Raw genomic sequence first — 23,812 nt, forward strand, 5'->3', positions numbered from 1 at the left:
AACATCGTCGCGGCCTGGACCCGGACCTTCTCACGCCGGACCCGGGCTGCCGCGTTCATGCCACCACCAGCCGGATACCTCATCACCCCGACCTAGCCAAACCATCGACGCAGATCACGCACACACGTCGAGAGACGCCAGCCTTTCAATCTCTGTAAGACGGCAGTGAGAAGTCGCTGCGCCTTGGCCACGGCGTTGGATAACCACGGTGCCTTCATCGGTACGGGGTTGAATCAGATTCGTCCGCCGGTGCAGGTTCTCCTCGGAAAGCCTGCACCGGCGGAGAACACCTGGGTGTCACCGTCGGCGTCGCCAGTTCGCGCAGTAGCCGACGCCACTGTGGTCACTCAGGGCCCGGTGCGCCACGCGCGGGGACTGTAGGCCGGCGGTAGGGAGAGAATCCGTGGCCTACCCATCTCCCGCCAGCGTTACAGTTCGTCACGATCAGTTGGGCAGCGAGTTGACTCGCACCACGGGCGTCATGTGCGGTCCGGGCAGCGTCGTGTTGTCCCATCCGGCCAGGGCGCCCGCACTCACGTCGTTCGCAGTGCCGTGGACGGGGAGAGGCGGGCGGCCCGCAGAGCCGGATAGACCCCCGCCAGCCCTCCGATAAGAAGGGCAGCGGCCAGACCCGTGCCGATCGCGGCAGCCGGCACGAGCGTCTGCCAGCCGCGGACGATGGCCATCACGTACGTGATCGTGGCGCCCAGTATGACCCCCGCCGCGCCGCCGCCCGCGCCCAGCAGCAGCGACTCGACCAGGAATTGCGCCGCGATGTGCCGGCGGGTGGCACCCAGCGCCCGGCGCAGCCCGATCTCGCCGCGCCGTTCCAGGACCGAGATCACCAGCACGTTGGCGATGCCGATGCCGCCGACCAGCAGAGCCACCACGCCGAGGCCCAGCAGCAGTACGGTGGCTCCGCCGGTGACCGCGAGCCGGGCGGTGAGCGCTTCCGAGGGCCGGCTCACGGCGACCTCCTCGGGGTGGGCCGGGTTGGCCGCCCGTCCGAGCAGGCCGGCCACCTCGTCGGTGCGTTCGGTCTGTGCCCGCACGAAGATCCGGGTCGGTTTGCCGTCGTACCCGAATTGGTCGGCCGCCACCGGCGCGCCAATCAGCGCCGAAGCGTCCAGTTCTGGCGCCAGCTCGACCGGCGCCATGATGCCCACCACCGTGTACCAGCGGTGGCCGAGGTAGACCTGCGGGTTCCCGGTGACGCGGCGGATGCCCAGCGACGTGGCGGCGTAGTGGCCGAGCACCACCGCCGGATAACGGGCCGTCGCCACATCCAGGAAGCGTCCGTCTACCAGGGTGCCGTCCAGGGTGGCGAGCAGTGCCGGGTCGGCGGCCCGCACCGACAGTCCGCCGGTCCGCCCGGCGGGCATCCGGTCGTTGCGGTAGATCCGCACGTCGAGCATTGCGGTCGCCGCCGAGGTGAGCACCCCGTCGGTACGCGCCACCGCCGTGCCCGCGGTCACCGGCAACTGGGCCTCCTCCCCGCGGATGGTCTTGCCGCTGCCCACGGTGAGCAGGTTGGTGCCGACCCGATCGATGCGGGCGATCACGTCGGACTGGCTGGACCGGGTGACGCCGAGCACGGCGACCATGGCCGCGATCCCGATCGCCACCCCGAGGATGGACAGCGCCGCCCGGCCGGGCCGCGACCGCAGGCCCACGGTGCTCACCGGCAGCAGATCGGCGGCGCGCAGGCGGGACCTCACGACGCAGCCCCGGTGTCTGCGACCACCAGTCCGTCCCGCAACTGGATGCGGCGCCGCATCGCCGCGGCGACCCGCTCGTCGTGCGTGATCACCACGATGGTGACACCGTCGTCGTTGAGTTCGCGTAGCAGTTCGACGATCTCGTCGCCGGTGACGGAGTCGAGATTGCCGGTAGGTTCGTCGGCGAGCACCACGGCAGGGCGGCCGACCAGCGCGCGGGCGATCGCTACCCGCTGCCGCTCGCCGCCGGACAGATGTGCGGCAGGGAAATCGGCGCGGTGGGCCAGCCCGACCCGCTCGCAGGCGGTGCGGGCGGCCCGCCGGCGTTCGGCGGCCGGCACACCGCGGTAGAGCAGGCCCGTTGCCACGTTCTCTGCCGCAGTCAGCCGCTCCAACAGGAAGAACTGTTGAAAGACAATCCCGAGGAGGTGCGCACGCACGCCGGAGAGCTGCGCGTCGCGCAGCTTTTCGACCGGGTGGCCGGCGATGCGTACCGAGCCGCCGGACGGGCGGTCCAGGCCGGCGGCCAGGTTGAGCAGCGTGGTCTTGCCGGAGCCGGACGGGCCGGCAACGGCGACCAGCTCGCCGCTGTGCACGGTGAGGGTGGCGCCGCGCAGCGATTCGACCGGCGGTGTGCCGGGGTAGACCTTGCGCGCGTTGATCAACTCCAGGACGGCGGTCATGGCTGTGCCTCCTTCTGCCACGCCTGGTCCCCGCTGGTGAGGTGGTTGCGCACGGCGGATGGGTGCCGCTCGGTGTCGTCGGTCATGACGAGGGCACCTCCACGGTCTGGTCGGCGGTGAGGCCGTGGACGATTTCCACCTGGCCGGTGCTCTCGTCGAAGCTGCCCGGTTCCACCTGTGTTGCGGTGCCGCCGGCCAGATGCACTTGGTAGCCGCCGCCCGGTCGCGCGAGCAGTGCGGCGATCGGGACCAGCAGGACATTGGGGCGGGTGCCGGTGACGATGTCGACGGTCACCGGTGCCTGCTCCAGGTTGTTGCCGCGGGGCAGGCGGACCGCGATGGTGAGGGAGACCGTCGCCGTGTCCGGGTTCGCCGGCTGCTGTGGGCCGTTGCCGGAGTCTCCGGGGGGCGCCGTCGCGATCTCGCCGACGCCGGTGACCCGCCCGGGAATCGGTTCGGCGTCCGGTAGGCCGACCTCGACAGGGTCGCCGGTGTGTACTGTGCTGCGCTGCGCGGTGTCCAGCTGTGCCGTCACCGCCCGGTCCGTCGACGTCCCGGTGAGCACCGTCGTCCCGGGCCCGACGGTGCCGCCGACCCGGATCTGTAGCTGGGTGACGCGCAGCGGGGCGGGCAGGAAGACGATCTGGGCCTGGGTGAGCCGTCCGGTGCGCTGGTGGGCCGGCCGCCCCCAGGACGCCTCCCAGCGCCGGATAGCCGTGGCCGTGGCGGCGCTGAAGTGCCGGTCCACCGTGATCCGGTGGTCAGGGTCGAAGCCCATGTCGACGAGGTTGCGCTCCAGTTGGCGCACGTCGGGGCCGTCGCTCATCCCGTACCGGAAGTCGCGGTACGCAGGAACGCTGCCCAGCAGGAGGCGGACCGGTGTGTCGGCGACCCGATAGAGGACGGCGCCGCGGCCGAACGTGGCGCCCGATTCGGGCCCTGCGGTCAGCACACCTGGCATGCCCCGATGGTCGACGGTGTAGGAGCCCAGGTAACCGAGGACACCGCCGACCTGGATGCGTTCGGTGAGCGTGCCTTGGGTGACCTTGGCGGTTCCGATGGCCACCGTGGCGGCGGGTGGGTCGGGGGCGTCCCCACGGGGGCGGGCGGCGTAGGCCACGCCGGCGGCGAGCGGCGCGGCCACCGCGACCGCGAGCACCGTTGCGGTCCGGCGCCGGCGGCTCACTTCTTGCCTCCGGTCGCGCCGCCGCCGTTGTCGTGGATGCGGACCTCACCGTTCCAGATCTGCCTGCACGCCTGTGCTGCTGCGTTCATCTGTTGGGGCGGGAGTCCGTTGGCCAGCGGGGTCCCGGTGAGGTCGAATTCGCCGGCCGCGTTCGGGTCGGGGAACTCGGGGACGCCGTGTTCGCGGATGCACCTGGCGTACTCGCCGAGCTTGCGCACGTCCGCGGCGGAGAGTTGTGCCTTGGGGCGGAACGCCGTCGGGGGATACCGGTCCTCGATCGACTTGCACGCCTCGATGGCCGCTGGATGGTTGCGCAGGTCGCTCTTCCAGTCGTACCCGCCCTGGGGTGGGAACTCGAGGTATCCCTCCGAGCCGAGGTCGGCGTCCGGCATTCGGGGCAGACCGTGATCGCGCATGCACTTGACCCACTCCTGGCCGAGGGCGAGCAGTTGCTGGCGGCTCACCGAGGCAGACGCCGACGGAGTTGGCGCCCCGGAGGCAGAATCGCCGCGGTCGCATCCGACAACCCCGGCCCCGACGGCGAGCAGGGCGGCTAGAAAAACTCTGGACGTTGTTCTGGTCATGGCTTCACGGTGCCTGCCGTGGTGATTCACCTCGTCGGACCGGAGTCGGTCCTTTGGCCGCCGCCGGTACCGCGGACGTAGCACCTGAGTCGGACGCTGCCGCCGCCCTGCGTCCCTACCATGGGAGGGTGCTCCGGTTCGTGCCGCGCCACTTCCTGACCGACGCCGCGCTGGCGCTGGTGCTGATCGTGCTGACCTTGGGGCCCGGGCTCGTGTCCAGGACGATCGCGGATGCCGCCGGGGAGTACGTGAAGAAGAACGCTCTCCCCGCGGACCACCTGTGGTGGATGTTCGCCGGGCTGATCGTTCTCGGCCTGCTGATCAGGCAACAACATCCTCCGGTGGCACTGGTCCTCACCGGGGCCGGGGTGTTCGGCCATCTGTTCAGCGACGCCAAGTTCCAGCTGCTCGATCTGGCACTTCCGCTGGTCCTGTACACCGTGGCCGCGATGGGCCGAAACCGGCGGATCTCGCTCGCCGTGCTGGCCATCACCATGCTGCTGACCTACGCGGCGATGCTGAGCGGCCGCATCCATGCCGAACAGCAGGAGTTCGCGAGGGTCCAGCAGGTTACCCAGGAGCAGGTCGCGCAGAGGCAGGTCGAGGGGGCGTTGGCCAACGACGGGGTCAAGCGAGTGCTGGCACCGCCGTCGGTGTTCTCGGTCGACAGACTGGTCAATGTCGGCCAGTCGGTCACGGAGCTGTGGCTGCTGCTGGTCGCCGCGTTCGCCGTTGGTGACGCGATGCGCAGCCGGCGCGCGCACCTGGCCGCGGTCGAGCAGCGTACTGCCGACCTGGCCCGGGAGGAGCGGCAGCGGGCGGCGCTGGCGGTCGCGGCTGAGCGCGCCCGGATCACCCGGGAGCTGCACGACGTGGTGGCGCACGGGATTTCGGTGATGGTGGTGCAGGCGCAGGGTGCGTCCGCCGCGCTCAATCGGCATCCGGACCGCGCCGCCACCGCGCTGCAGCACGTGATCACAACAGGACGGGCCTCCCTGGCTGAGATGCGCCGACTGCTCGCCGCCGGGCGCACCGATTCGGCCGGCGACGCGCGGCTGACTCCGCTGCCGGGCCTCGGCGCGCTGCCCGAGCTGATCGATCAGCTGCGGTCCACCGGGATGCGGATCGACATGTACGTCGACGGAGTGCCCGCCGCGGTGCCCCCAGCGGTCGACCTGTCCGCCTACCGGATCACGCAGGAGGCCTTGACGAACACGCTGAAGCACGCGGGCCCGGGCGCCGGCGCGGTGCTGCGGCTGGCATTCGAGCCCGGTCACCTCCGGATGGAGGTGACCGACGACGGCACGGGCTTGACGGACGGGGCGGACGGACGCGGCAACGGGTTGCGCGGCATCGCCGAGCGCGTCGCCATGCTGGGGGGCGAACTGGAAACCGGCGCGGCCGGGGGCGGCGGATTCCGGCTCCGCGCGACGCTGCCGCTGCAAGCCCGCACGATCACATCGGTGCAGCGATGAGCATACGAGTCGTGCTGGTCGACGATCAGACACTGGTGCGCACCGGGTTCCGGCTGGTGCTTGAGGAGACCGGCGACATCGAGGTGGTCGGGGAGGCCGCCGATGGGTCGCAGGCGTTGACCGTGGTGGCCCGCAGCCGGCCCGACGTAGTCCTGATGGACGTACGGATGCCCGGCCTGAACGGCATCGAGGCGACCCGCCGCATCCGCCTCGGTGGGCACCCGGCCCGTGTGATCATCCTGACCACCTTCGACCTGGACGAGTACGTGCTCGCCGGGCTCCGCGCCGGAGCCAGCGGCTTCCTGCTCAAGGACGCGCTCGCCGCCGACCTGATCTCCGCCGTACGAGTGGTGGCCGCCGGCGAGGCGGTGGCCGCGCCCACCGTCACCCGCCGCCTCTTCGCGCACTACCTCGGCAGGACCCCGCCCCGGCCCGACACGAACGCGCGGCTGGCGGCGCTGACCGAGCGCGAGCGCGAGGTGCTGACCCTGGTCGCGCGAGGGCTTTCGAACGCGGAAATCGCGGCGGCGCTCTTCGTCTCCGAGAGCACGATCAAGACCCACCTCGGCCGGATCCTGGCGAAGCTGGGGCTGCGGGATCGGGTGCAGGCGGTCATTCTCGGCTACGAGTGCGGCCTGGTGGTAGTCGACAACGATCGGTAGGCGAAACGGTATTGGTGTCCAGTCCTTAGGAGAACCGGGTGGGCGCCTCAGGGGTGTCCAGCCGGGCGCGCGCCCGCGGCACGAGTGAACCGAGGGCGGTGCCGCTCAGCGCCGAGCCGCGGAACGCGGAGGCACTGAGCTAATTCGATACGTCGATAGTTCGTTATTCCGCGACTGCTCCGCGTGTCAGACTGGCGCCGCCCGATGCCGAGGTCGCAGCCGGCCTCCGGTCGTCCTCGGGGAGGCATACCTGGCGTTGGCGCTTCCCGGTCACGGATGGTCGTCGTACGCTCCGAAGGCGTGGGCGGTCGGCGTCGTTCGCGCGCTGCTGCGCGGTGCGGGCATGCCCACCGCGCAGGCGGCTCGGGTCCGGGCTGGCGCGCTCACGGTGCTCGCCGAGGTGGCGGACGGCTGGGCGCGTGTGGCCGCCGCGGTGCTCCTGCCGGCCCTATGTGACGACCCGGCGCTCGCCACCGCCGCCGGCGGGGCGGTGCTCGCGAAGATCATCGACCTTCCGGATGTGGACGTCGAGCTTCTGGCACGGATCGAACCCTTCCTGCCTCCCCGACGTCACGTCGACTTCGACAACGTGGCACGCGAGGTGGTGGCCCGCCTCGCGGCTGACCGCCTCGCGGCTGACCGCCTCGTCCGAAACCCCGACCCGGCTGAGCGGACCCGCCTGCACATCGCTTACGGGTGCCGGTTGGCCAATGCCGGGGACCGCGAAGCGGCATTGGAGCAGACCGACCTTGCCGTCGCGGCCGGCGAGGCCGCGGTGACTACCGCCGCCTCGCCGGAATCGTTCGCGCTGCTCGCCCTGGCCCCGCATCTGCGGGCTCACCGACTCGCCGCCGTGAACCGTTACCCTGCGGCGCTGGCCAGTGCGGAGCGGGCCGTGGAGCTGCTCACTCCGCTCGCACAGGCCTGGGGCGACGGTGCCGGGTCGTTCCGGTGGGCACTCGCGGAGGCGCTGGACAATCTCGCTCTCCGATTGTCGAACGTTGGGTCCCACGAGAAAGCCGAGGTGGCGGGTCGACGGGCGGTCGAGTTGTTCACCGGTGGTTCCCGGTCGGCCCGGGGTGAGCGGGGCCTGGCCGGGGCGCTCACCAACCTGGCGGTGATCGAGGCGCACCGGGGCCGCAGCGCGGAGGCGCTGGCGACGGTCCGTCACGCGGAGCGGATCTGGCGCCAGCTCAGCCACGACGAGCCGTCGGTGTACCGGCCCGAACTGGCGCTCACCCTGAACACGGTCAGCCTGCGCCACGCCGAGTTGGGGCAGCTGAGTGCCGCAGTGACGGCTGCCGAGGAGTCGGTAGGGATCTTCCGTAACCTCGTCCGGGCCAACATGGTCGCGTTCGAACTCGACCTGGCCGCCGTACTGGCGAATCTCAGCGGATACCTCTGGCAGTTGGACCGTCGCACTGAGGCGTTCCAGTACAACGCCGAGGCCGAGGAGGTCTTCGACCGTTGGGGCGGGGCGAACCCACAGGCATTCTCCCTGCATCTGCGTTACCTCCGGGAGAACATCGCGGCGATGCGGGCCAAGCAGTCTCCGGTCGACCTGCGCCGCTGGGAGCTGGGCGCCATGTCGTTCGAGAGCTGATGGCGTACCGCGCGTGCCCGGAAAAGGCCGTCGGCGAGGCTGCGTGGAGTCGACCCGGTTCGTGCCCGCATGCCAGCCGCCCGCAGTTCAAAGCTTCGTGGCTGCCTCCTCGCCCCTTCACAAATGCGCCCTTCGATGGCAACGATCGTCAGAGACGGCTGCCGTCCGCCCAGTGCCGAGGAGGCCCTTATGCGGGTAACCCGAATCTCCGCCCGTCTTCCACGCATCACGCGCCACGCTGCCGCAGTCGTCCTCGCCGCCGTCGCCGCGCTGGTCGGCGACCGAGCCGTTCGACTAGTGGCTCGACGGCGACCTGCACTAGAACGGTGCCCAGGTCTAGGGCAGGTGTTGTAGTCCGTCATAGCTATTCGTCGATGGCCGCGAGTTGGATGGTGGCTTGGTAGCGGGCGGCCAGCTTGTCGGCACGTCATGGAGGGAGGCCCCGTCACTGCATAGCGGTGGCCGGGGGATGATCGATTGATTCGGGGCAGCGGAAGGTGTACAGCGAGTAGCCGCGCCCGATCTGCACGCCGACGGTGTCTGGGGACGCGGTCGGGTTCTCCTCGGATGGGCGCCAGCTGCAATGCATGCCGTTCCAGTCGCTTGAGCCGACCGTGAGAATCAAGGTCATCGTGGTGCCGCAGGCAGCACAGTCCATCGGGTACGGATCGGTCAGTGACCAGTTCGCGTACCCGCCGACCTTCCATCCCGGCGCGAGCGACAAGTCGCTCTGATAGTGGGGACGGCTCTGGTCTTCGTCGTCATCCCACTCGTCGAGCCGCTCGCGTAGGTCGTCGGGGAGCAGGGCGGCGTATTGGTACTCGCGGACCTGCTCGGGGTGCACCACGCACGGAAGCGGCAGGTACGTGTCGCTGATCACCGGCGGTTCGGGAGGTGCTTCGAGTAGCGGGCCAATGGCGGAACTGTCGCGCCAGTAGAGGAAGACGCGAGGGCTGTAGTGCCGGTCCGAGTGGTCCACCGGGCACCACAGCACCTGGAGCAGGTCGGTGCCGTCAGGACCGGCGTAGTCCGGGATATCTCGTCGGTACAACTGCGCGACTGGAACCAACGGGATGGGATCCTCGATCAGGTCGTCCAGGTCCAGAGCGTCGGCCGCATCGAGCTCGGCCCGCTCCTCCGCAGTCAAGAAGTCTCCGCCCGGCAGCGGCTCCCGAGCTTCTGCGGTCGCGAGGATCTCCCGCCTGCGGTGCAGGGCGGCCGGGGTCGTCAGGTTCCATGGCTCGTGCGCCCCGGCGTCGTCGCAGACCGGCCATTCCTCGCCGGCCGGCCAGAGCAGCGGTCCGCCGACCGAACTGGCCGTAACCGTGGGAGCGCCGGGTCGGGGATGCAGGCGGGTAGCGGTGATGGAATGTTCCCGCAGTTCAGGGAAGAGTGCCGCGATGTCCAGAGGACGCGGAGGTGTGGTGCGGACCATAGACGTGGATCTTATGGCCCACGTACAGGTCCTAAGCTCCGGGATGGCTGGCACAGGCCGGCGTCTCGAGTTGCCTAACGCCACCCTGCCGAATTGCTGTCGATTGATGTAGGGCGTTGCAGGTGAGCGGGCGGAAGTGTGCTGCGGGTCCGCCGTCTGAGACGCCGATCCCACGAGCGATGTCATGAGGGCCTTTCAGGCTGGTCCACTCTTCGGCTCCGTCGAAGAGTGGACCAGCACAGCTAGACGTGCGCGAGCTTCAGAGTGGCGCTGAGTGTCATCGGCGGTGGGGCAATGGTCGATCCGGCTCGGACCGTGTCATGCTGCACAGACCCGAACGGAGGACGACGATGGCTGCTGGCGATGCGGTACAGGTGCGGCCGGCGCGAGGGTCGCTGCGACCGCTGGTGTCCGGGGCGACGCTGGTCGCGCTCCTGGCGTTGCTGTTCGGGCTGCCGTGGTGGACGTTGACGGTGGCGGCGCGGTGGCCGGCGCCGGTGGTGGCTGCCGGCACGAGCGTGTTCGTCGTCGCGCTGGTCGCGTTCCCCGTTCTGATGTATCTCGGGCACGGCCGCCGGCGGCTGGACGCGGCGGCCCGCGCGGGGGACACCCTGCTTGGCCTGGTCTGGATCCTGTTCGTCTGGGCGCTGCTCGGCAACGTGGCCCGGCTCCCGCTGGCCGCCGCGGGGGTCGCCGATCCGGTGCGGTCGCGGGCTGTGGCGGTCGGTGCGGCGGTCGTCTCGGTCGTCCTGGCCGTCTGGGGGTACGCCGAGGCGATGCGAGTGCCCCGGGTCCGGCGGGTGGACGTCACCGTGGATCGGCTGGGTGCGGGTCTCGACGGGGTCCGGGTGGTGCTGTTGACGGATACCCACTACGGACCGATCGACCGTGCCCGCTGGTCGGCGCGGAGCACCGAGGTGGTCAACGGGTTGGCTGCCGACATCGTCTGCCACACCGGCGACATCGCCGACGGTACGGTCGACCAGCGCCGGGCGCAGGCCGCGCCGCTGGGCGCCGTCCGGGCCGGGCTGGCCCGGGTGTACGTGACGGGCAACCACGAGTACTACGGGGAGGCGGAGGGCTGGGTCGAGCACATGCGGACCCTCGGCTGGGAGCCGCTGCACAACCGGCACCTTGTGGTGGAGCGGGGCGGCGCCCGGCTCGTCGTCGCCGGGGTGGACGACGTGACCGCCGCCTCGTCCGGCGTCGCCGGTCACCGCGCCGACCACGCCGCGGCGCTGGCCGGCACCGACCCGCGGCTGCCCGTGCTGCTGCTGGCGCACCAGCCCAAGCAGATCGACGACGCGGTCGCGGCCGGCGTGGATCTGCAACTGTCCGGGCACACCCACGGCGGCCAGATGTGGCCGTTCCACTACCTGGTCCGGCTCGACCAGCCGGTCGTGCAGGGCCTCAGCCGGCATGGCCAGACCCAGCTCTACACGAGCCGGGGGACCGGTTTCTGGGGTCCGCCATTCCGGATCTTCGCGCCGAGCGAGATCACCCTGCTCACCCTCCGAGCGAGGTAGCCCCGACCGGGCCAACACCTACCGCCTCATCTGAACGTGACCGGGATTCCCCGGTCAACTCCGCTGGCTACCCGGGCTTAGGGATCCACCCGCATGCACCCATGAGGTCGACGAACAGTTCTTGCCGGAGACGATGGGGTGGATCCATCGCGAGCGGCGCAGCGGCGGGATGGCACTCACCGACAGAGTCTCCGTCGTGAGGCGTTGGTCGCGAGGGCGATCCCGTCCTGTTCCGCCGGTTGGGTGCCGACCCGGGACGTGAACTGGGAAACGACGTCAATTGAAGGGTGTCAGGGCAGGTTGTCAGCGGCCGGCGTTGGTAGCCGACGCCGGATCGCGGCGTGGTGGACGGGAAGCGCGACGGCGGCCACGTCGTGGACGACGGAGTCCAGTAGGCGCTGGACGCGGGGCTGCTGGCGGGAGACGAGTCGACTGTCGTCGATGATCGTCGCCAGGATGGTGTCGTACGAGATGCTTCTCATCCGAGCGCGGACAGTGCCGTCGTCGTCGCGGACGATGTGGGTCGGGTCGGGCGGGTGGCGAGCCGGCGCAGGAGGTCGTGTGCCTCCTGCACGGCGCGTGCGGCGGTGGTGACGTCGTTGATGTCGGGGGACAGCGCGCGTTCGGCGATGTCGGCGAGCTGGCGGAAGCCGAAACCGAGGTCCTGGCCCGGGGTGCGTTCCACGCCGATGGTCACGCCCTGTTCGGCCGCCTCGACTGGCACCGGGCGAGGCGTGGCGTCGGCGGCCCGGGGGATGTGCAGCAGCGGTGCTCCCGCGACGACGAAGTCACCCGGTGTGGGCACGACGGTGATGGCGCAGTCGTGCTCGCGGGCCAGCCGCGCGAGCAGGGGGAGACCGACGTTGCTGACCATGCCGGGTTCTGAGGCCGGCACGGTCTGTATCACCGCACCGAGGACAACGACCTGGGGGTCGTCGGGCGAAGGAAGGCCGGCTATCGATCGTCGGGTCTGCGCGCCGATGGAGCCGATGATGTGCGACACCCGCATCGCCGTGGTGATGTGGTGCAGGTAGTAGATGAAGGTGGCGCTGCTGACCAGGACGAGCGCTATCGCCACCGCCAGGGACAGCTCGGGGCAGCCCCTGGTTCGCCTGGTCCGGTAGCGCGGCCAGCACCACCATGGCGAACATGAACGTCGCGAACCCTGTTGAGCTGCTGTGCGAGCAGATCGCGGGCGCGTCGCCTGATGTGTTGCAGGCGATGATCAAAACGTTCGCGCAGGAGGTAAGTCCGCCGAGGCCGACGCGATGTGCGGCGCGCACGCTGCGTCGTCGGACCGGCTTATTGTCGTACCTTCTCGACGAGGCGCTCCCGACGTCGCCGTGCCGCCTCCCAGTAGGCGGCCAGTTCGCCCGAGATCAGCACCTCATCGGCGGCGCTCCAGAAATAGTGCGGGTCATCGCCTAACAGTCCGAAGTCGAGATCGCCGTCAGCCAGGCGAGCCTCGGCCGCTTGAGTGTCTGCCCCGTACCTCAGCAGTTTGTCCGCAGCCCGCAGGTAGGTCGCCAGCGCTCCCGGAGGGTTGCAATGCAGCCCGTCCGGAAGCGACAGCTGGTCGAGACCACCAGACTCAGGCTGACGGTGAACCATCTCCCTGCCACGGACCTTGACGCGAGTGCACTCCGGGTCGGCGTGCCACACCTGCCCCGTCTTCGTCGTCCACATCTGAACGGACACGCCCGCCCAAGGACCCAACGGCAGATCGGCCAGGGTGACCTCACCACCATTCCGATGATCATCGCGTACCAGGTGCATAGCGACCACTCGCCTACCACATCGCGGCCACACCCGGCCGATCATGGGTGAAGGACCTGAGGTCGTCGATCCAGCTCGCGGGTGCCGAAGCCGTCGCGGAAGGCCCGGACGAAGGGCAGGTCTTGACCGGCGGGGTCCGAGATGTTCCCGTCGATGTAAGCGCTTGCCGGTGTGACCTGGGCAGGCGTCTCCTTGATCAGCGGCCGACGACTTCAGCGAGGGACCCTCCGGGCTGACTGGCACCTCCGTACAACCCGTCCGAATCGTCCTTGTCGCGGGGACGCGGAGTCGATCGGTGATGGGCCGGAGAGTCGTGGGGAATATGGGACGCCGCGGCGCGGGTGTGTCCGACGGTGCCGACACAAGTCGATTTGTGTCGCCACACTTGTTGGAACGTCGGTAGACGCCGGGGTGTCAGCCACCTCGCCGATCGGACCCACTGCGGACAAGGTCACATGCGTGGCGAGGTCGTGGGGACCTGTTGGTCGGTCACCATGCGCGGGTCGGCGCCGGTTTCGCCGATGGCGCCCGTCTTCTACGGTGCCGGTCAGCGGTCCCTCATCGTTGCCCCTTTACCGATCAGCTGACCACGCCAGATCTCGCCCGCGTCGGCCGGGCCGTCCAGGCGAAGGTCGGCGAGCTGCTCATCGAGGATCGCGCCGTGCACCTCGACCCCGCCGGAAATGTCATAGCCTGTAGTTGCCGGCCACCTAGCGAAGATCCGCGAGTAGATGGACATTTGTCCCTCGCCCTCACTCCCTCGCGGCATGTTCGTTGCCGCGTTGGTAGTCCCGCTTCGGGCCCGCTCGACAGGGCCGGAGGTCCCCGGTGAGCGGACTCTGACGGGAAGACCGTGGAGGCGTAGCCCATCGGGAAGAGGAGAGACGCCATGAAGGGACTTGTGTACGGCGGCCCCGGTTCGCGGTCGTGGACCGTGATCCCGGACCCGACGATCCAGGAACCCCGGGACGCGATCATCAGGGTCGACGCGGTCACCATCTGCGGCACCGACCTGCACATCCTCGGCGGCGACGTGCCGGAGGTCGCCGTCGGTCGAGTGCTCGGCCACGAGGCGGTCGGCACGGTTGTCGAGACCGGCAGCGGTATCAGCGGACTGGCCAAGGGCGACCGAGTGCTCGCGTCCTGCATTTCCGCGTGCGGGATCTGCCGTTACTGTCGGCAGGGCACCTACGGTCAGTGCCTGGGTGGTGGCGGCTGGATCCTTGGTCATCTGGTAGACGGGGTGCAAGCCGAGTATGCCCGGATCCCGTTCGCGGACCTGTCCACGTACAAGCTGCCGGAGCAGGTGACCGACGAAACGGCGGTGCTGCTCGCCGACATCCTGCCCACGTCGTACGAGGTCGGCGTGCTCAACGGCGACGTTCGTCCCGGCGACACCGTCGTGGTGGTGGGCGCGGGCCCGATCGGGCTCGCCGCCGTGCTGACGGCGAGGCTCTACTCGCCGGCGCGCATCGTGATGATCGACAAGGCCGAGAGCCGTTTGCAGGCGGCCAAGACAATCGGCGCGGACGACACCATCCTGGTCGGCACCGACGACCCGCTCGGCATCGTCCAGGCTCTGACCGGAGGCCTCGGCGCGGACGTCGTCATCGAGGCGGTCGGCACCCCGCAAACCTTCGAGCTTTGCACCACGCTCGTCCGGCCCGGCGGCCACATCGCCAACGTCGGTGTGCACGGCAAGCCAGCGACTCTGCACCTGGAAGACCTGTGGAGCCGCGACGTCACGATCACCACGGGCCTGGTGGACACGTACTCCACGCCGCAGCTGCTCGACATGCTCGTCGCCGGCCAACTCGATGTCGGCCACCTGGTCACCCACCGGTTCGAGCTGGGCGATGTCGCCGAGGCGTACGACGTCTTCGCCGACCCGGCGCGCACCGGCGCGCTCAAGGTGGTGCTCTCGCGATGAGGATGTCGCTGCCAGCCGGCGCTGACGGGCAACCTTCTTGCCTGCACACCGCCAGCCAGCCAGATCCCAGTGTCAGTGGTGATCACCACGCGCTGCACCGGTTGGCCCGTCGGGAGGGGTCGATCGGCCCTGACCAGGGCATCCCGGCACTCGTAGCGTCGGTGGTGAGGAGAGAGGGAGGGCTGTGATGAAGGCCTGGAAAGTGGACGATGTGATGACCGAGGCGGTCGTGTCAGTGCAACAGACCACCTCCTATCGAAGCCTGGTCGATCTGCTGGTCGGCTGCCGGTTCAGCGCGGTGCCCGTCGTGGACGACTTCCAGCGGGTAACCGGGGTCGTGTCCGAGGCGGACCTGCTGCGAAAGATCGAGTACGCGGGCGTGGAAACCCCCCGGCTGTTCGACGGCCGACGCCGGCGCGGGGCGCGAGCGAAGGCACGGGCCGGAACCGCCGCCGAGCTGATGAGCAGCCCGCCGGTCGTTGCCCTCGTCGGCACACCGCTCGCCGCCGCAGCGCGGCTGATGGACGCCGAGCAGGTCAAGCGCCTCCCGGTCGTCAACGACCTGGGCCGGCTTGTCGGCATCGTCTCCCGCGGTGACCTACTCAAGGTGTATCTGCGGCCGGACGACGAGATCCAACAGGACGTGCACACCGGTGTCCTCACCCCGTTGCTGGCCGAAGCGGCCAACAACGTAACGGTTGCGGTGGCCCAGGGTGCCGTGACGCTGACCGGACGTGTCGAGCGTTGGACGACGGCCGACACGGCTGTCCGGCTGACGCACCAGGTCGCTGGAGTCGTCGAGGTGTTCGACGAAGTCGAATTCGACGTCGACGACCGCTACACGGTTGCCCCCGGGCTCGTCTATGGCGTGGCCTGAGGCAACGAGGCAAGACCTTGCACGACGCTCGCTGACCTGCCCGTGGACTGGCCGCACCGACGGCCCGACGCGAGCCGGCCTGTTGACGCACCTGGCGGCTGATCATCGCGGTGCCTCCTGCGAGTCGCGGAGTTGGTCATCAGCCACGCCAGGACCTGGTGCGAGCTCTCTTTCGCGCCGTGGCTGGGGCCAGGCCGAATTGGCAGAGCCGAACGTCCCGAACGGCCGGGCCCGAGCTCCTGTCCGATCGCGGGTAACGGGACCTTCGACCCTGTCTCGGCCGGTGCCGCACCAGGTAGACAGGGGAGATGATCCGTGTTTTCCTCCTCGACGACCACGAGGTCGTCCGACGTGGCCTGGCCGACCTGCTACACGCCGCTGGTGACATCGAAGTGGTGGGCGAGTCAGGGTTGGCCCGGGAGGCCACGGCGCGCATACCAGCATTGCGGCCGGACGTGGCGATCCTCGACGCACGGCTGCCCGACGGCAGTGGAATCGACGTGTGTCGGGACGTCCGTGCCGTCGACTCGTCGATCCGGGGTTTGATTCTCACCTCCTACGAAGACGACGAGGCGCTGTTCGCGGCGATCATGGCGGGCGCAGACGGGTACGTGCTCAAGCAGATTCGCGGCACCGACCTCGTCGACGCGGTCCGCCGCGTGGCGGCGGGACAGTCGCTGCTCGACCCAGCGGTGACCCAGCGGGTGCTGGAACGCATCCGCAACGGCGTCGAGCAGCCGCGCGAGCTGGAGACGTTGACCGAGCAGGAGCGCCGGATCCTGGAGTACGTCGCGGAAGGGCTGACCAACCGTGAAATCGCCGGGAGGATGTCTCTCGCCGAGAAGACGGTCAAGAACTACATGTCGAGCCTGCTGGCGAAGCTTGGGCTGGAACGGCGTACCCAGGCCGCCGTACTGGCCACCCGGTTGCTCGGCCAGCGCTCCTGAACCTCAGTCACCCAGCGGATTGCTCCCAGCGCAGCCGCATGCCGCGCGGATCGGCTGGTTCCACAGCGCCTTCGCTACTCAGCCTCAAGGCGCGCTCACGCAGGTTCACCAGGCCGCCAATGGCCGCGTCGGGCCCGTGCCAATCCCAATGTCGTCAACGGTGGGCAACCTGGCAGCGGTGTCTACGGCGTCGCTGATCTCGGTCCACAGGTCCGCAGCCATCGGGGTCCGCAGTTCGAAGATGGCACGCCGGATGTCCCTGATCGTGGAATCGAGTTCGTCGACTGCGGCGATGATCCGAGAGCCGACCTCCGGGTCGGGCGATCAGCGGCGGGCTGCTCTGCACCTGCAGCCCGGTGGCGAACAGCCTCTGAATCACGACGAGGGCCACGATCTTTTGGCGATCGCGACACCAGCTTGCGCCGATAAGAGTGAAGCGATGCAGGGACTGCTGGTGCTTTGGGCACGACAATGCCCGACCGGTGCACCGGCCGGGCATTGTCGATCGCTTCGGTCAGATCAGCCAGCGGTTCTTCTGCACGAAGGGCAGCTTGGCCCACTGCCGGCCCAGGCCCCAGGTGTGCCCGGCGTAGGTCAGAGCGAGCACGATGGCGCCGATCGCGTAGACGACGTGGTAGTCGGTGACCGGGTTGGTGGAACCGCTCGGCTTGCCCGCGCTGGTGTGCTGGGCGAGCGGCCATTCGGCTGCCCACATCATGGCCATCATGACGCCGGCCGCCGCCGCGGCCAGGCGCATACCGATGCCGAGGATGAGCGCGAGGCCGATACCGAGCAGGCCGAGCATGAACGCCCAGTTGGCCCAGGCGTCGCCGGCGATGCTGTGGAAGAAGCCCTGCAACGGTCCCACCTCGACATTGGCCAGGAAACCCTTGGTCGGTGACCCGCCGTTGATCCACGACTTCGCCGCAGGCGTCGCGTAGCCGAAGCCGAAGGTCTTGTCCAAGAACGCCCACAGGAAGACGAACCCGGTGGAGACTCGCAGCACGGCGAGGGCCCGGGCGGCGGTCTTGGTGAGCATGGCCCCGGGCGCCTCGACGTGTTCGAGGTGCGCCGTACGGCTCCGGTCGATGGTGTTCATCGTTCCTCCTCAATCGTTTCTTCCGCCCCTGACTCTGCTCCGATCGACACTTCGCCGCCCGGGTCGAAGCACCCGACTCGTACGGGACCAAAGTCCTGACCGCTCGGCCGAGGTGCGATGGTGTGTCTCGGCAGCTGTGGCCCGCAGGCCGTGCTCGTCGAGCGGATCGTCCACGAGCATGCGGTTCACCAATGCCCTCGCTCGGATCGCTGGGTCATCGCACGTGAGGCCACTATTCGTAGGCCACTGCCCGCAGGAAGGCTCCCGGTCCTGTCGGGCTGGAAGGGACGCCCGCCGAGCCTTGGACGCGGGGCGCCCGAAGCGGCCGGAGGGGTCACGTGATGGCGTCCGGCACAATGCGCGCCGTGGGTGCGACGAGCTGATCGAGGGCGGCGATCGCGGGCATCGGCTCGGATCTTCCGCAGCACACCGACCAGCGTGTTGATCGTGACGAGGACGATGACGGCCGTGTCGGGCAGGTCGCCCAGGATGGGGTGACCGTTCTCAGCCGCCGGTCGGGACCCGCCAGGTCAATGTTGTCCCGGTACCTTCGCGTGCGGCGCCGATTTCGAAGCTGCCGCCCAGATCTTGTGCGCGTTCACCCATGTTGACGACACCGCCACGGGCGAGGGCCGGGTCGAAGCCTTTGCCGTCGTCCTCGACGCACATGACGACTTCGCCGTCGGCGGCCCGCAGCGAAACCCGGGCATTTGTGGCTTCGGCGTGCCGGGCGATGTTCGACAGGGCCTCCCGAAGTACGGCGATCAGTTCGGGCTTGATGTCGTCGGGAATGGCGCTGTCCACCGGTCCGGAGGTGTCCAGGACCGGTCGGAAACCAAGCGTCTCGGCTGCCGTGGCCACCGCCTCGTTCAATTCGGCGCGCAGGGACGGGCCGGTAGGGGTCCGTAGTTCGAAGATCGAGCGGCGGATGTCACGGATGGTGGCGTCGAGGTCGTCGACGGCGGCGTTGATGCGCTTGGCTACCTCCGGTCTTCCGGCCTGGTGCACAGCGCCCTGCAGCTGCATGCCGGTGGCGAACAGCCGCTGAATGACCACGTCATGCAGGTCCCGGGCAATGCGCTCCCGGTCCTCAAGTAACACGAGCTGCTGACGTTCCTCCTGAGCCCGGACCCGTTCGAGGGCCAGGGCCGCCTGCCCGGCAAAGGTCGACAGCTGTGCGGCGTCTTCGTCGCCGGATGATTGCCCGGGTGGCTGAGCCACGATGAGCACGCCGTGCAGGGTGTCCGGGCCGGCGAGCGGGACGGCCATTGCCGGACCGTCCGGCACCGGCCACGGCCACTCGATGGCGGCACGAAGGTTTTCGACGGCTCGGAACTTCTCCTTCCCGAACGCTGCTGCGGCAGCCGGCTCCACGGGAACGAGCTTGCCGGCGAGTTCGCCGTACGAAGGATCGGCGCCGTCGGCCACCTCGATCGAGTATCTGGCGTTGATCTCGTCGTACAGCATGACCAGGACGAGTTCGCTGCCGGACACCTCACGGGCCCGCCGGGCGATCAGCCGCAGCGCCTCGGTGCGCTGGACGGTGCCGAGGAGCACGCTGGTGATCTCAGCCGTGGCGGCGAGCCAGCGTTCGCGGCGCTGAGCCAGTTCGTAGAGCCGGGCGTTGTCGATGGCGACTCCGGCTGCCGCGGCCAGTGCGACGACGATCTCCTCGTCGTCCTGGCCGAACTCGTCGGCGCCCTGTTTCTCGGCGAGGTAGAGGTTGCCGAAGATCTGGTCGCGGGTACGAACCGGCACGCCGAGGAAGCTGTGCATCGGTGGGTGGTGCGGTGGGAAGCCGTACGAGTCGGGGTGTTTGATGATGTCGGGCAGCCGCACCGGGCGCGGGTCGGTGATCAGCAGGCCGAGGATCCCGCGGCCGTGTGGCAGGTCGCCGATATTGGCGTGCGCGGCCGGGTCGATGCCGTGGGTGATGAAATCGCTCAGGTCGGTGCGATCGGCGCCGAGTACGCCGAGCGCGCCGTAACGGGCGCCGGCGAGCGCGCACGCTGCCCCCACGATGCGTTGCAGGGTGCTGCGCAGGTCCAGATCTGTGCCGATGCCCACGACCGCGTCGAGTAGCGATCGCAGACGCTCCCGGCTCGCCATCACCTCGCCGACCCGGTCGAGCATCTCCTGCAGGAGTTCGTCAAGCCGGACACGGGAGAGCGGGCTGAGCCCGAGCGACGGCCGTTCGATCCGGTCGTCCGCCGATGGATGGTCCACCATGACGCTGAGACTAGCGCGGACCATGGGGTTACGGCTTGACGGCGGCAGATGCCTGGTCCAGACGCAAGGGGCGGGTAGTGGGTCAAGTCCTGGGCTGCTCTGCGGGACACCATCGCCGGGCCGTGGACCTGCGGCCGGACGATGGTGTCCCGTCGATGACTGTGCGTGGTGTCAGATGAGCCAGCGATTCTTCTGAACGATGGGCAGGGAGGCCCACCATCTGCCCAGGCCCCAGGTCTGGCCGGCGTAGGTCAGCGCCAGGACGATGCCGGCGAGGCCGTAGATGATGTGGTAGTCGACGATCGGGTTGGTCGACCCGCTGGGTTCGCCACCGCTGGTGGTCTTGTCGAGCGGCCACTCGGCGGCCCACATGAGCAGCATCATGAGCGCGCCGGCGCCGGCAGCGAGGCGCATGCCGATGCCCAACATGAAGGCGAGGCCGATGGCGAGTAGGCCGAGCATGAAGGCCCAGTTGGCCCACGGATCGCCAGCGATGCCGTGGAAGAAGCTCTGCAACCAGCCGGGGCCGACCTCGACGCCGGCCAGGAAGCCCTTGGTGGGCGAGCCGCCGTTGATCCAGGCCCGCTCCGAGGTGGTGGCGAAGCCCCACCCGAACGTCTTGTCGAGGAACGCCCACAGGAAGACGAAGCCCGTGGAGATGCGCAGCACGGCCAGCGCCCGGGCGGCGGTCGTGGTGAGCATGGCGCCGGGGGCTTCGAGGTGCTCCAGGCGGGTGGCGGTGCCCCGGCCGATGGTTGTCATGGTGCCCTCCTTCATTGATGTCCGCACCTTGAGACTGCGCCATCTCAGGGCGCGCATCCCGAGGCCATGTGCCTGACCTGAACGGGACGAAGGTCCCGTCCTGCTGTGCGACCGGGCGGCGTACTCATCGAGGGTGAAGCGCGACATAGCCGGCGGCCGACCGGGACCAACAGCCCGGCCGATGGTGTCCGGAGACCGTGCCCCCGGCGGCTGCCGGGGGCCTACCTTGCGGCTATGCGTAGCGACGTGTCGAATCCTCGGAACCCACCGGTCGTGGTCGCGGTGAACGGCTCGCGCATCGGACCGGTCTTGGTTGATCTCGCGGCCGCCGAAGCGGCCCTGTATCGAGCCCCGCTGCTCATCGTGCACGTCTGGCCCGGCCGGTACACCGGCGCCTATCGCGGACGTGGGGCTGTGGCGTCACGCGCTGACGCGCAACGGCTGCTCGACCTGTCGGCGCGCCGCGCACGGTTGCTGCGGGCAGACGTGCCGGTCACGAGCTACCTGTTCGACGGCGGTGCCGCCACCTTGCTGACCGAGGCATCCCGGTCCGCCCGCCTGCTCGTGCTCGGGCACCGAGATGAGTCGTGTGCGCGGCCGACGTGGGGCTCGACGACCGCGTACCTGGCACACCACAGCGCTTGTCCGCTGATGATCTACCGCGGACCCGCGCCGTCCCAGGGACCGGTCGTGGTGGCGGTCTCGGCCCGGCCGGAGGGCGACGCCACACTCGGATATGCCTTCGCGCGGGCCGCCCTGGTGGACGCACCACTGGTGGCGATGCACATGTGGACGAGGCCCGGCGCCGCAGAGGGGATTCCGCCCGCTGTTCGCCCCGGAGCGTACGTCGAGGAACGGGCGGCTGCGGAAAAGGCGCTGGCCGAGGCGTTGGTCAGCTGGACGGCACGCTTTCCCGATGTGGTTGTCGAACGCCTGGTCGTCAGTGACTCCGAGATGGAGTACACCGTCGGACGCGCCCTGCGGCGCGGTCGCCTCATGGTGGCGGGAATCGGGCTGAGCGGCAGCTTCGCCGAGCTCCTCTGCAGCGCGCGGGAGGACCGGGCGGGTGTGCGCAGGACGAGCCCGACTGTACTGATCCCACGCATGGTCCCTGCCGCGGACACGGTCGCCACGTCGTCGCGGGCGCATGTCCGCAGCGTGCTTCATGCCATCGACACGTAGGCCATGATCAGGTCCAACGGTCCTGGGAACGGTGTCGTTCGGGCGCCTCCGCCGGTCTATCAGCTTTCACTGACGACGACGTCGGCGACGTCCCGCCGCGGGGTGGGTCGTCCGGGCGTGCCGTAGCCGATGCGCAGGGCGAGCTGCGGGTATCCGGTCCGGCCGAGGGAGCGCCGCAGCTGGTCACGGGCAGCCGGTACCTCGATCGGTTGCGAGATCATCGAGGTGGCCAGGCCGGCGTCGGTTGCGGTCAGCAGAACCTTCTGCAGGGCTTGGCCGGCGTTGATCTGGTCCACCGGCCAGTCGCCGGCCACCCCGAGGACGCCGATCAGCGGTTCGGGATCGTGCGCACGGACGGGTGCGCGGCACCGGTTGCCGAAGGGCCGTTGTGGCAGCAGGTCCTGCGGTTCGGGCAGGGGTGCGCCGGCACCCACCGGAACGCCGTCGGGCGCGTCGTCGGCGTGGATCCAGCTGATCAGCTCGGCCTGGTAGCGGGCGTCGCGGCGCAGCACCCGGTCGGCGCTGCCGGCGATCTCCGCGAAGCCGGCCAGGGCGGTCATGCCGACCAGCAGGTCGAGCCACGCGGATTCGCTGCGCGCGGCGTCGATGAGGCGGATGCGAACGTCAGCCGGCACCGGTTCGGGCCAGAACGGCGTCCGATTGCTGTGCCGGCGGCCGATGGCGGCGTACAGGTCCTGCTCGGCGTAGGTCGGTGGCCTTGCCGGGCCGGGGATGAGCCGGGTGATCACGGCGGATTCGGCGGAGCGGGGGCGCGGGTGCACCTCGGCGGGCCGGCTGCGCATGGCGAGGGCGAGGCGGGCGTTGTAGGTGGCGGCGCCGCATGCCAGGCGGATCGCCCAGCCGGACCGGTCCGCGACGGCGAGCTGCCGTGCCGGGTCGGCGACGACCTCGATGGCGCCGTCACGCAGTCGGAACAGCCACGGCTGGCTGTTGTGCATCGACGGCGCGCGGATGCCGGCCTCCGCCGCCGCTTGCAGGTCCGCGTCGCGGTAACCGTTCACAGCGGGTCTCCTTCGCGCTGGTCGAGGGGGACGACGACAACCGGGCAAGCTGCTTCGGTTGCCACCGTCAGGGGTACGTCGTGGCCTACTCCACGGTGGTGATGACGTCGCGAGGATCGCGACGCGGTGCGGCGGGGACGGGTGCGCGGTCGGGCCGGTAGCCGAGCCGGACCGCCAGGTACGGCTCTCCGATGTGGGAGACCAGGCGGCGCAGCAGATGGCGGGGCCACTCAGGCTCGACGGCGTCGCTCAGCGGAGCGGTGGCCAGGCCGTCGGCGGTGGCCAGCAGCAGCAGCGCGGACAGCGCCTCACCGCCGCGGAGCAGGTTGACGCGCTCGTCGCCGTTGCCGAAGAGGACGACGTAGGCCGCACCCTGGTCGTGGACAGCGCCGGCGGTGAGCTTCGCCGCGGCGTCGGGGAAGAAATCGCGGACGGGTACGCGCCGCAGCTCCGGCTTGACCGCGGTGGTTGGTGGCACTCCGTCGCCGGCATTCTCCGGCCGGTTCGTCCAGCGGTGCAGGTCGGCGCGGTAGGCAGGGTCGGCCAGCTCGACGGCGGCGGCGATCTCGGCCGAGACGGCGAGCATGGCCACCTGGTCGGGCCGCACCGTGTGTAGGTAGGCGCCCTCCGCCTCGACGAAGCGGCGCAGCTTGGTCAACTCGATGTCGGCCACCGGTCGGTCGTCGAAGGCTCGCCGATCGGTGCGGCGGTGGGGGATGGCGGCGGCCATGCGTACCGCCTCGGGATCTGGTGGCACCGGCCGGCCGAGGTCGATCCGGGCTAGCAGATCGGGCCGTGCCGGGTCGGGCAGGCGTTCGACAGTCACGGACCAGCCGGCCGCGGCCAGGTAGATGCGGGCATGATGCAGGGCGGCGCCGCAGCTGAGCAGCAACAGCCGGCCGTCGGGGTCGATGCTGTCGACGCGGCGGTCCGCCTCGGCGAACAGCTCCATCGTCTCGCCGCTGATCCGCCAGTTCCAGGGCTGGGTGTTGAAGACCGACGGTGCGTGCTGTGCGGCGCGGGCGGCCTGCTCGAGCGGTGTCATGGGAAAACCTCCGTATCCGTCACCACCACCTTGCTGTTTGCCCGCCCCGGCCGTTCAGGGCCGAAGGTCCC

The 23,812-nt window shown here is 69.7% G+C and carries 21 protein-coding genes and 2 pseudogenes; 8 read left to right on the top strand and 15 right to left on the bottom strand.

Translation table 11 applies throughout. The features are described from left to right. Positions 1–533 precede the first annotated feature (533 nt). The 4 genes from AB0B14_RS27520 to AB0B14_RS27535 form a co-directional block, all read right to left on the bottom strand. Positions 534–1,718, bottom strand: coding sequence for an ABC transporter permease (locus tag AB0B14_RS27520; RefSeq protein ID WP_357074673.1), 1,185 nt, complete (start codon positions 1,716–1,718; stop codon positions 534–536). Beyond that, on the bottom strand, positions 1,715–2,401 hold the full coding sequence (locus AB0B14_RS27525) for an ABC transporter ATP-binding protein (protein WP_357524928.1): 687 nt from the start codon (positions 2,399–2,401) through the stop codon (positions 1,715–1,717). The genes AB0B14_RS27520 and AB0B14_RS27525 overlap by 4 nt, the downstream gene beginning before the upstream one ends. Before the next feature lie 82 nt (positions 2,402–2,483). Then, positions 2,484–3,587 carry an HlyD family efflux transporter periplasmic adaptor subunit gene (locus tag AB0B14_RS27530; protein ID WP_357074679.1) on the bottom strand — a complete coding sequence of 368 codons (1,104 nt, stop codon included), beginning with the start codon at positions 3,585–3,587 and terminating at the stop codon, positions 2,484–2,486. Next, complete coding sequence (locus tag AB0B14_RS27535) at positions 3,584–4,051, bottom strand: hypothetical protein (protein ID WP_357524929.1); 468 nt, start codon at positions 4,049–4,051, stop codon at positions 3,584–3,586. The genes AB0B14_RS27530 and AB0B14_RS27535 overlap by 4 nt, the downstream gene beginning before the upstream one ends. 248 nt (positions 4,052–4,299) lie before the next feature. Between AB0B14_RS27535 and AB0B14_RS27540 the strand changes: the two genes are divergently transcribed. The 3 genes from AB0B14_RS27540 to AB0B14_RS27550 all read left to right on the top strand — a co-directional run bounded on the left by AB0B14_RS27540 (position 4,300) and on the right by AB0B14_RS27550 (position 7,911). Next, positions 4,300–5,646 carry a histidine kinase gene (locus AB0B14_RS27540; protein ID WP_357074684.1) on the top strand — a complete coding sequence of 449 codons (1,347 nt, stop codon included), beginning with the start codon at positions 4,300–4,302 and terminating at the stop codon, positions 5,644–5,646. After that, positions 5,643–6,308 carry a response regulator transcription factor gene (locus AB0B14_RS27545; protein WP_357074687.1) on the top strand — a complete coding sequence of 222 codons (666 nt, stop codon included), beginning with the start codon at positions 5,643–5,645 and terminating at the stop codon, positions 6,306–6,308. The genes AB0B14_RS27540 and AB0B14_RS27545 overlap by 4 nt, the downstream gene beginning before the upstream one ends. Before the next feature lie 343 nt (positions 6,309–6,651). Further along, entirely contained in the window at positions 6,652–7,911 is a 1,260-nt protein-coding gene (locus tag AB0B14_RS27550) for a tetratricopeptide repeat protein (RefSeq protein WP_357524930.1), read from the top strand. A gap of 445 nt (positions 7,912–8,356) precedes the next feature. On the opposite strand, the gene AB0B14_RS27555 is transcribed toward AB0B14_RS27550, so the two are convergent. Beyond that, a complete protein-coding gene (locus tag AB0B14_RS27555) occupies positions 8,357–9,346 on the bottom strand; it encodes a hypothetical protein (protein WP_357524931.1) in 990 nt (329 codons plus the stop codon). A gap of 350 nt (positions 9,347–9,696) precedes the next feature. Between AB0B14_RS27555 and AB0B14_RS27560 the strand changes: the two genes are divergently transcribed. Beyond that, a complete protein-coding gene (locus AB0B14_RS27560; protein ID WP_357524932.1) occupies positions 9,697–10,872 on the top strand; it encodes a metallophosphoesterase in 1,176 nt (391 codons plus the stop codon). A gap of 290 nt (positions 10,873–11,162) precedes the next feature. Here the strand turns inward: AB0B14_RS27560 and AB0B14_RS27565 are convergent, their stop codons facing one another. The 4 genes and pseudogenes from AB0B14_RS27565 to AB0B14_RS27580 form a co-directional block, all read right to left on the bottom strand. Continuing rightward, on the bottom strand, positions 11,163–11,354 hold the full coding sequence (locus tag AB0B14_RS27565) for a hypothetical protein (protein WP_357524934.1): 192 nt from the start codon (positions 11,352–11,354) through the stop codon (positions 11,163–11,165). Further along, positions 11,351–11,965 (bottom strand): annotated as a pseudogene (locus AB0B14_RS27570) (DUF2254 family protein); the annotation flags it as partial. The pseudogene AB0B14_RS27570 and the gene AB0B14_RS27565, both read right to left, overlap by 4 nt. A gap of 209 nt (positions 11,966–12,174) precedes the next feature. Continuing rightward, positions 12,175–12,648 (bottom strand): hypothetical protein, encoded by a 474-nt coding sequence (locus tag AB0B14_RS27575; RefSeq protein WP_357524936.1) that lies wholly within the window; start codon positions 12,646–12,648, stop codon positions 12,175–12,177. A gap of 547 nt (positions 12,649–13,195) precedes the next feature. Further along, the gene (locus AB0B14_RS27580; protein ID WP_357077461.1) at positions 13,196–13,387 is read right to left on the bottom strand and encodes a hypothetical protein; all 192 of its coding nucleotides are present in this window, start codon (positions 13,385–13,387) and stop codon (positions 13,196–13,198) included. Positions 13,388–13,537: 150 nt separating this feature from the next. On the opposite strand from AB0B14_RS27580, the gene AB0B14_RS27585 reads away from it, so the two are divergent. The 3 genes from AB0B14_RS27585 (at position 13,538) to AB0B14_RS27595 (ending at position 16,402) form a co-directional block, all read left to right on the top strand. Next, positions 13,538–14,578 carry a zinc-dependent alcohol dehydrogenase family protein gene (locus AB0B14_RS27585; protein ID WP_357524938.1) on the top strand — a complete coding sequence of 347 codons (1,041 nt, stop codon included), beginning with the start codon at positions 13,538–13,540 and terminating at the stop codon, positions 14,576–14,578. 187 nt (positions 14,579–14,765) lie between these two features. Then, on the top strand, positions 14,766–15,455 hold the full coding sequence (locus AB0B14_RS27590; RefSeq protein ID WP_357524940.1) for a CBS domain-containing protein: 690 nt from the start codon (positions 14,766–14,768) through the stop codon (positions 15,453–15,455). Between the two features lie 308 nt (positions 15,456–15,763). Continuing rightward, the gene (locus tag AB0B14_RS27595; protein ID WP_357077452.1) at positions 15,764–16,402 is read left to right on the top strand and encodes a response regulator transcription factor; all 639 of its coding nucleotides are present in this window, start codon (positions 15,764–15,766) and stop codon (positions 16,400–16,402) included. A gap of 7 nt (positions 16,403–16,409) precedes the next feature. Here the strand turns inward: AB0B14_RS27595 and AB0B14_RS27600 are convergent. From AB0B14_RS27600 to AB0B14_RS27615, 4 genes and pseudogenes are all read right to left on the bottom strand, one after another. Continuing rightward, positions 16,410–16,808: pseudogene (locus tag AB0B14_RS27600) on the bottom strand (ATPase); the annotation flags it as partial. Between the two features lie 108 nt (positions 16,809–16,916). Next, the gene (locus AB0B14_RS27605) at positions 16,917–17,501 is read right to left on the bottom strand and encodes a DoxX family membrane protein (RefSeq protein ID WP_357077449.1); all 585 of its coding nucleotides are present in this window, start codon (positions 17,499–17,501) and stop codon (positions 16,917–16,919) included. A 504-nt stretch (positions 17,502–18,005) separates the two neighbouring features. Then, on the bottom strand, positions 18,006–19,730 hold the full coding sequence (locus AB0B14_RS27610; RefSeq protein WP_357077446.1) for a GAF domain-containing sensor histidine kinase: 1,725 nt from the start codon (positions 19,728–19,730) through the stop codon (positions 18,006–18,008). 171 nt (positions 19,731–19,901) lie between these two features. Further along, positions 19,902–20,492 carry a hypothetical protein gene (locus AB0B14_RS27615; RefSeq protein ID WP_357077443.1) on the bottom strand — a complete coding sequence of 197 codons (591 nt, stop codon included), beginning with the start codon at positions 20,490–20,492 and terminating at the stop codon, positions 19,902–19,904. A gap of 234 nt (positions 20,493–20,726) precedes the next feature. Here AB0B14_RS27615 and AB0B14_RS27620 point away from each other — a divergent pair, with 234 nt between their 5' ends. Continuing rightward, on the top strand, positions 20,727–21,674 hold the full coding sequence (locus AB0B14_RS27620) for a universal stress protein (RefSeq protein ID WP_357524942.1): 948 nt from the start codon (positions 20,727–20,729) through the stop codon (positions 21,672–21,674). 59 nt (positions 21,675–21,733) lie between these two features. On the opposite strand, the gene AB0B14_RS27625 is transcribed toward AB0B14_RS27620, so the two are convergent. Beyond that, entirely contained in the window at positions 21,734–22,696 is a 963-nt protein-coding gene (locus AB0B14_RS27625) for a nitroreductase (RefSeq protein ID WP_357524944.1), read from the bottom strand. An 85-nt stretch (positions 22,697–22,781) separates the two neighbouring features. Continuing rightward, complete coding sequence (locus AB0B14_RS27630; RefSeq protein WP_357524946.1) at positions 22,782–23,741, bottom strand: nitroreductase; 960 nt, start codon at positions 23,739–23,741, stop codon at positions 22,782–22,784. Positions 23,742–23,812: the final 71 nt, after the last annotated feature.

It is taken from the genome of Micromonospora sp. NPDC049171 (genome assembly GCF_040648275.1).
In the GTDB taxonomy this organism is placed as follows: Bacteria; Actinomycetota; Actinomycetes; order Mycobacteriales; family Micromonosporaceae; genus Micromonospora.